Below are 6,423 nucleotides of genomic sequence, written 5' to 3'. Positions count from 1 at the left end.
GGGGGCGGGGGCGGGCTCGGTGCCGGGCACGGCGGCGGGGGCTGGGTCGGGCAGGGTGGGCGGCCCGGGCGGGCCCGGCGTGCCGGGGATGCCGTGTCCGACGGTCTCCGCGAGGTGCAGTTCGTCACCGTGGACCGTCCGATACGCCGCGCCGTACGCCGGCTGCGTCCCGAACCGCGCGTTGCTCACGCCGACACACTCCAGGGCCAGAGGGTCCGATCGAACCCCCGCAACGTAGCCGAGCCGCGGTCACTCTCCAAAGCGGCACGACCACGGAACGTGTGCGCGAGGGCGGCCCGTCGACCGCCCGGTCAGTAGCCGAACGCGCGTGCCGTGTTGGCCCCGAGCGCGGCGGCCATCGTGTCCTCGTCGATGCCCCGCACGGCCGCCATGGCCCGCACCGTCACCGGCACCAGATAGGGGGCGTTGGGCCGGCCCCGGAAGGGCACCGGGGTGAGGAAGGGCGCGTCGGTCTCCACCAGGACCAGCTCCGGCGGGGCCACGGCGAGGGCGTCGCGCAGGTGCTGGGCGTTCTTGAAGGTGACGTTGCCGGCGAAGGACATGAAGTACCCGGCGCGGGCGCAGATCTCCGCCATCTCCGCGTCCCCCGAGTAGCAGTGGAAGACGGTGCGCTCGGGCGCGCCCTCCTCCTTCAGCACGCGCAGCACGTCGGCGTGGGCGTCCCGGTCGTGGATCACCAGGGTCTTGCCGTGCCGCTTGGCGATCTCGATGTGGGCGCGGAAGGACCGCTCCTGGGCGTCCTTGCCCTCCGGCCCGGTGCGGTAGTGGTCCAGGCCCGTCTCGCCGACGCCCTTGACCTGCGGCAGCGCGGCCAGCCGGTCGATCTCGGCCAGCGCCTCGTCCAGCGCCGCGTCCCCGCCGGGCTCCCGCGCCCCCTGCCGGGACCAGCCGTCGGGGTCCCCGTGCACGATGCGCGGCGCCTCGTTGGGGTGCAGGGCGACCGTGGCGTGCACGGCGTCGTGCGCCGCCGCCGTCTCCGCCGCCCAGCGGGAGCCGTCGACGTCGCAGCCGACCTGCACGACCGTCGTCACGCCCACCGACGCGGCCTTGGCGAGCGCCTCCTCGACGGTGCCGGACTGCATGTCGAGGTGGGTGTGCGAGTCCGCGACCGGCACCCGCAGGGGTTCCGGGAGCGGCGGGGCGGCGTTCTTGTCGGGGGCGTTCGCAGACATGCCCCCGATCCTACGGAAGGGCCCGCCCGCACCGGCCGGGCGTCAGTGGGCGCCGCGCAGGCCGCGCAGCAGGGCGGACAGGTGCCAGTACTCATGCCGGTGCTGCCGTTCCGGCTGCGGCACCTCGACGGGGCCGGCGGCCGGCACCGGGTGCTCGCGGTCGGCGGCGCCCCGGTCGGCGGCGCCCCGGGCGGAGGCGACACGGGCGGAGGCGCCCCGGGCGGAGGCGACACGGGCGGAGGCGACACGGCCGGGCCGCATGATCCGCACCAGGTGGCCGTCGCAGTTCCCGCACACCGGCCGGTTCAGCGGCGAGGGCACGACGGCCCCGTCCGCGACGTAGACGAGCAGGTCCCCGCCGTCGGCCCGGGTGTGGTGCTCGATCTCGTACGACTGCTCCCAGCCGAAGCCGCAGCGCATGCAGACGAAGGAGTACGACTCGTTGACGACAGCGGTGGCACCTGCGCGCAGCCCCTGCGGCTGTCCTGAGCTCTCTGTCATGCCCGCTCCTGTCGGTTCGCCGGAGGATCGGATCGGTCCCTGTCTCCAGTGGACTCCCCGGCACCCGCGAAGGCACGGGACCTGTCAAGAGTTGAGGGCGATTTGGGCGTTCCTTGCCGGACGGCCCCGTTCCCTTGGCAACCCCGTGGGTTGACGCCCGGCCGGGCCGTCAGCGGCGGCCCGGACTCACGTCCCGGCGCGCTTCGCCGCCACCACCGCGTCGAACACCTCCCGCTTCGGCACGCCCGCCTCGACGGCCACCGCGGCGATCGCCTCCTTGCGCCGCTCCCCTGCCTCCTCGCGCACCCGCACCCGGCGCACCAGCTCGTCGGCGTCCACGTCCCCCGGCCCCGGCTCGGGCGCCCCTTCCACGACGACGGTGATCTCGCCGCGCACGCCCGCCGCGGCCCACTCGGCCAGCTCGGCCAGCGGACCGCGCCGGACCTCCTCGTACGTCTTGGTCAGCTCGCGGCAGACGGCGGCCCGGCGGTCCGCGCCGAACACCTCGGCCATCGCGGCGAGCGTGTCGTCCAGGCGGTGCGGGGCCTCGAAGTAGACGAGGGTGCGCCGCTCCCCGGCGGCCTCCCGCAGCCGCCCCAGCCGTTCGCCGGCCTTGCGGGGCAGGAACCCCTCGAAGCAGAACCGGTCGACGGGCAGCCCGGACAGGGCGAGCGCGGTCAGCACGGCGGACGGCCCCGGCACCGCGGTGACCCGCACGTCCCGCTCGACGGCCGCGGCGACCAGCCGGTACCCGGGGTCCGACACCGACGGCATGCCCGCGTCCGTCACCAGCAGCACCCGCGCCCCGCCGGTCAGTTCCTCCACCAGCTCGGGCGTGCGGGCCGACTCGTTGCCCTCGAAGTACGACACGACGCGCCCCTTGGGCGTGACGCCGAGCGCCTGGGTGAGCCGGCGCAGCCGCCGGGTGTCCTCGGCGGCGACGACGTCGGCGGCGGCGAGCTCCTCGGCGAGCCGGGGCGGGGCGTCCGAGACGTCGCCGATGGGAGTGCCTGCGAGTACGAGGGTTCCGGTCACCTCCCCATCCTCCCAGGGCCGGCCCGGCGCGGCCGGAGCCGGGGCATACCGCCCATGGGCGGGACTCCCACCGCACGGTTCCCTACGATGGCGCGGTGACCAGTACCGCGTCCTCCACGGACACCCGGCAGGAGCAGGCGCCGCACGAGCAGCGGCCGTCGTGGCAGCAGCGGCTGCGCCGTTTCGGCTACACGGCGTCGGGCCCCAGAGGCGACGTCCGCGACCAGCTGGTCCCGCCGTACACCGAGCCGTCGGGCCGGCTGTGGTCGGCGCTCGGGGTGCCGCCGTCGCGGGCCGAGCGCCTCGTCCGCTGGTCGGGCTGGGGCGGTCCGCTGCTGGTCACCCTGCTGGCGGGCGTCCTGCGGTTCTGGAACCTGGGCAGCCCCAAGGGCGTGATATTCGACGAGACGTACTACGCCAAGGACGCGTGGGCGCTGGTCCACCGCGGCTTCGAGGTCAACTGGGCGAAGAACGCCAACAGCCAGATCCTGTCGTCCGGCGGCGACGTGCCCATCCCGGCCGACGCGGCCTACGTGGTGCACCCGCCGGTCGGCAAGTACGTCATCGGGCTCGGCGAACTGATCTTCGGCTTCGAGCCGTTCGGCTGGCGGTTCATGACCGCGCTGCTCGGCACGCTCTCCGTGCTGATGCTGTGCCGGATCGGCCGCCGGCTGTTCCGGTCCACGTTCCTGGGCTGCCTCGCGGGCGCGCTGATGGCCGTGGACGGGCTGCACTTCGTCATGAGCCGGACCGCGCTGCTCGACGGGGTGCTGATGTTCTTCGTGCTGGCCGCCTTCGGCTGCCTGCTCGTCGACCGGGACCGGGCCCGCGAGAAGCTGGCCGCCGCGCTGCCCGCCGACGCCGACGGCCGGGTCCGCCCGAACGCCCGCGTCGCGGAGGACACCCGCATCGGCTTCCGGCCGTGGCGGCTGGCGGCGGGCCTGATGCTGGGCCTGGCGATCGGCACCAAGTGGAACGGCCTGTACGTGATGGCCGCGTTCTGCGTGATGGCGGTGCTGTGGGACGTCGGCGCGCGCAAGGTCGCGGGCGCCCACCACCCCTACCGGGCGGTGGTCCGGCGCGACCTGGGCTGGGCCTTCCTGTCCACGGTGCCCGTCGCCGTCGTCACCTACATCGTGTCCTGGACCGGCTGGATCCTCTCCCCCTCCGACGGCAGCGGCGGCTACTACCGCGACTGGGCGGTCAAGGACGGCCGGAACAGCGACTGGTCCTGGCTGTTCCCCGACTGGTGGCGCAGCCTGTGGCACTACGAGGCCCAGGTCTACGAGTTCCACGTCGGCCTGTCCTCGCCGCACACCTACGAGTCCAACCCGTGGAGCTGGCTGGTCACCGGCCGCCCCGTCTCCTACTTCTACGAGTCCCCGGCCCCCGGCACCGACGGCTGCCCGGCCGACGCGGCCGAGAAGTGCGCCCGCGAGGTCCTGGCGATCGGCACTCCGGTGCTGTGGTGGGTGGGCTGCCTCGCCGTCCTCTACGTCCTGTGGCGCTGGTTCTTCCGCCGCGACTGGCGCGCGGGCGCCATCGCCTGCGGCATCGCGGCCGGCTACCTCCCCTGGTTCCTCTACCAGGAACGGACCATCTTCTACTTCTACGCCGTCGTCTTCGTCCCCTTCCTCTGCCTCGCCGTCGCCATGCTCCTGGGCGCCCTCGTCGGCCCGCCCCGCTCCACCGACACCCGCCGCGTCGCCGGCGCCACGGCAGCGGGCGTCCTGACCCTGTTGATCGCCTGGAACTTCATCTACTTCTGGCCCCTCTACACCGGCCAGGCCATCCCCATCGACGACTGGCGGGCGCGGATGTGGCTGGATACGTGGGTCTGACGGCGCCGGTGTCGGGGCCCGCCCCGGTGTGAGCGCGGGCCCCGGGAACGGGCCGGTGTCTCTTCGGACACCAATCGCACAACGCCTGCCTTCTCGTCACTCCCGGTGCGTAGAGTGCTCGGGCATCGTGCCTCATGGACACGTCCACAAGGCGTGGGGGGCCCGGTGGGGGAGGGGAATCGCCCGATGGGCAAGGGGGTCAAGGCCGCTGTCGTCGGCGGGGTGTTCGCGGTGATGGTCGGCGGGGCGGGCTACGGGGCGTACACCTTCGTGTCGGCGCTCGGCGGTGACGGGGGGTCCGGGCCGGCGTCGGTGACGAAGTCGGGCCCGCCGGACGGGGGCGAGGTGAAGGAGGCGTCCGGGAAGTTCTTCGCGGCCTGGGAGAAGGGGCAGGCGACGCAGGCGGCGGCGTACACGAACAACGCGCAGGCGGCCGACGCGCTGCTGACGGCCTACGGGGACGACGCCCGGATATCCGGCGTGAAGATCACGCCGGGTGCGCCGAGCGGGAACACCGTGCCGTTCCGGGTGCGGGCGACCGTCGGCTTCGAGGGCACCACGAAGGCGCTGGAGTACCGGAGCGAACTGACGGTGGTGCGGGGGAAGTCGACCGGCCGGGCGCTGGTCGACTGGGAGCCGTCCGTGATCCATCCGGATCTGCAGGAGGGCGACACCCTCGTCACCGGGGAGTCGGAGCAGCCGCCCATCGAGGCGGTGGGCCGCGACGGGACGGTGCTGACGAAGCGGAAGTACCCTTCGCTGGGCCCGGTCTTGGACACCCTGCGCGAGAAGTACGGCGACAAGGCGGGCGGCACCCCCGGTGTGGAGCTGGTGATCCGGCACGCCGGGGACGCCTCGGGAGAGGCGCCCGCCGACACCCCGCTGGTCACCCTGGAGAAGGGCCGGACGGGCAAGCTGCGCACGACGCTCAGCGCGTCGGTGCAGGCGGCGGCGGAGAAGGCGGTGCAGCAGCACGCCGACGCCTCCGTGGTGGCGGTGCAGCCGAGCACCGGTGAGGTGCTGGCGGTGGCCAACCACCGCGAGGACGGCTTCAACGCGGCCTTCCTGGGCCAGGTCGCCCCCGGCTCCACCATGAAGATCATCACCGCGGCGATGCTCATCGACAACGGCGTGACCACGATGAACGGCCCGGCGCCCTGCCCGCCCACCGCGCAGTGGCAGAGCCAGACCTTCAAGAACCTCACCGGCATGCGGCCCGACGAGAACGCCAGTCTCGCCAACAGCTTCCTGCGTTCCTGCAACACCGCCTTCATCAAGCTGATCGACGAGCCGCCGCTCGGCGACGACTCCCTGACCCGGGAGGCGCAGGAGAGGTTCGGGCTGGGCCGGGACGACTGGAAGACCGGCATCGCCTCCTTCGACGGCCGGGTCCCGGCGGTGAGCGGCCCGGACCGCGCGGCGAACGCCATCGGCCAGGGCCAGGTGCAGATGAACCCGCTGAACATGGCCTCGGTGACCGCCACCGCCATCACCGGCACCTTCCGGCAGCCGTACCTCGTCTCCCCCCGGCTCGACGGACGTCAGCTGGCGCAGGCCAAGGGCCTGCCCGCCGGGACCGCCGCCCAGCTCAAGCAGATGATGCGGCTCACCGCCACGCAGGGCACCGGGCAGGAGGCGATGGCCGGGCTCGGCGGTGACATCGGGGCGAAGACGGGCTCCGCGGAGGTCGACGGCAACGCCACCTCGGACAGCTGGTTCACCGGTTTCCGCGGCGATGCGGCCGCGGCGGCCATGGTCCAGCAGGGCGGCCACGGCGGCGACGCGGCCGGTCCGATTGTCGCAGCCGTGCTACGAGCGGCAGGCTGAGCGGGCCCCGCCCGGACGGGGACTCT

Annotated in this window: 5 protein-coding genes and 1 pseudogene; 2 read left to right on the top strand and 4 right to left on the bottom strand. The window is 73.8% G+C overall.

The genetic code is table 11. From position 1 onward, the window contains the following. The 4 genes and pseudogenes from G3I53_RS32740 to rsmI form a co-directional block, all read right to left on the bottom strand. Positions 1 to 189 (bottom strand): annotated as a pseudogene (locus tag G3I53_RS32740) (hypothetical protein); the annotation flags it as partial. A gap of 122 nt (positions 190 to 311) precedes the next feature. After that, a complete protein-coding gene (locus tag G3I53_RS32735) occupies positions 312 to 1,193 on the bottom strand; it encodes a TatD family hydrolase (RefSeq protein WP_164439049.1) in 882 nt (293 codons plus the stop codon). 42 nt (positions 1,194 to 1,235) lie between these two features. After that, entirely contained in the window at positions 1,236 to 1,694 is a 459-nt protein-coding gene (locus tag G3I53_RS32730) for a hypothetical protein (RefSeq protein ID WP_239064225.1), read from the bottom strand. A 186-nt stretch (positions 1,695 to 1,880) separates the two neighbouring features. Continuing rightward, positions 1,881 to 2,729 (bottom strand): 16S rRNA (cytidine(1402)-2'-O)-methyltransferase, encoded by an 849-nt coding sequence (rsmI, locus tag G3I53_RS32725; protein ID WP_164338254.1) that lies wholly within the window; start codon positions 2,727 to 2,729, stop codon positions 1,881 to 1,883. A gap of 95 nt (positions 2,730 to 2,824) precedes the next feature. On the opposite strand from rsmI, the gene G3I53_RS32720 reads away from it, so the two are divergent. Together G3I53_RS32720 and G3I53_RS32715 are read left to right on the top strand one after the other, a co-directional pair. Next, positions 2,825 to 4,570: a phospholipid carrier-dependent glycosyltransferase gene (locus G3I53_RS32720; RefSeq protein ID WP_164338255.1), complete on the top strand. Its 1,746-nt coding sequence runs from the start codon at positions 2,825 to 2,827 to the stop codon at positions 4,568 to 4,570. 186 nt (positions 4,571 to 4,756) lie between these two features. Next, entirely contained in the window at positions 4,757 to 6,397 is a 1,641-nt protein-coding gene (locus G3I53_RS32715; RefSeq protein WP_164338256.1) for a penicillin-binding transpeptidase domain-containing protein, read from the top strand. The last annotated feature ends 26 nt before the right edge of the window (positions 6,398 to 6,423 follow it).

Source organism: Streptomyces sp. SID14436, assembly GCF_010548465.1.
Classification (GTDB): domain Bacteria; phylum Actinomycetota; class Actinomycetes; order Streptomycetales; family Streptomycetaceae; genus Streptomyces.
This window is presented reverse-complemented; position numbering and strand designations above follow the sequence as displayed.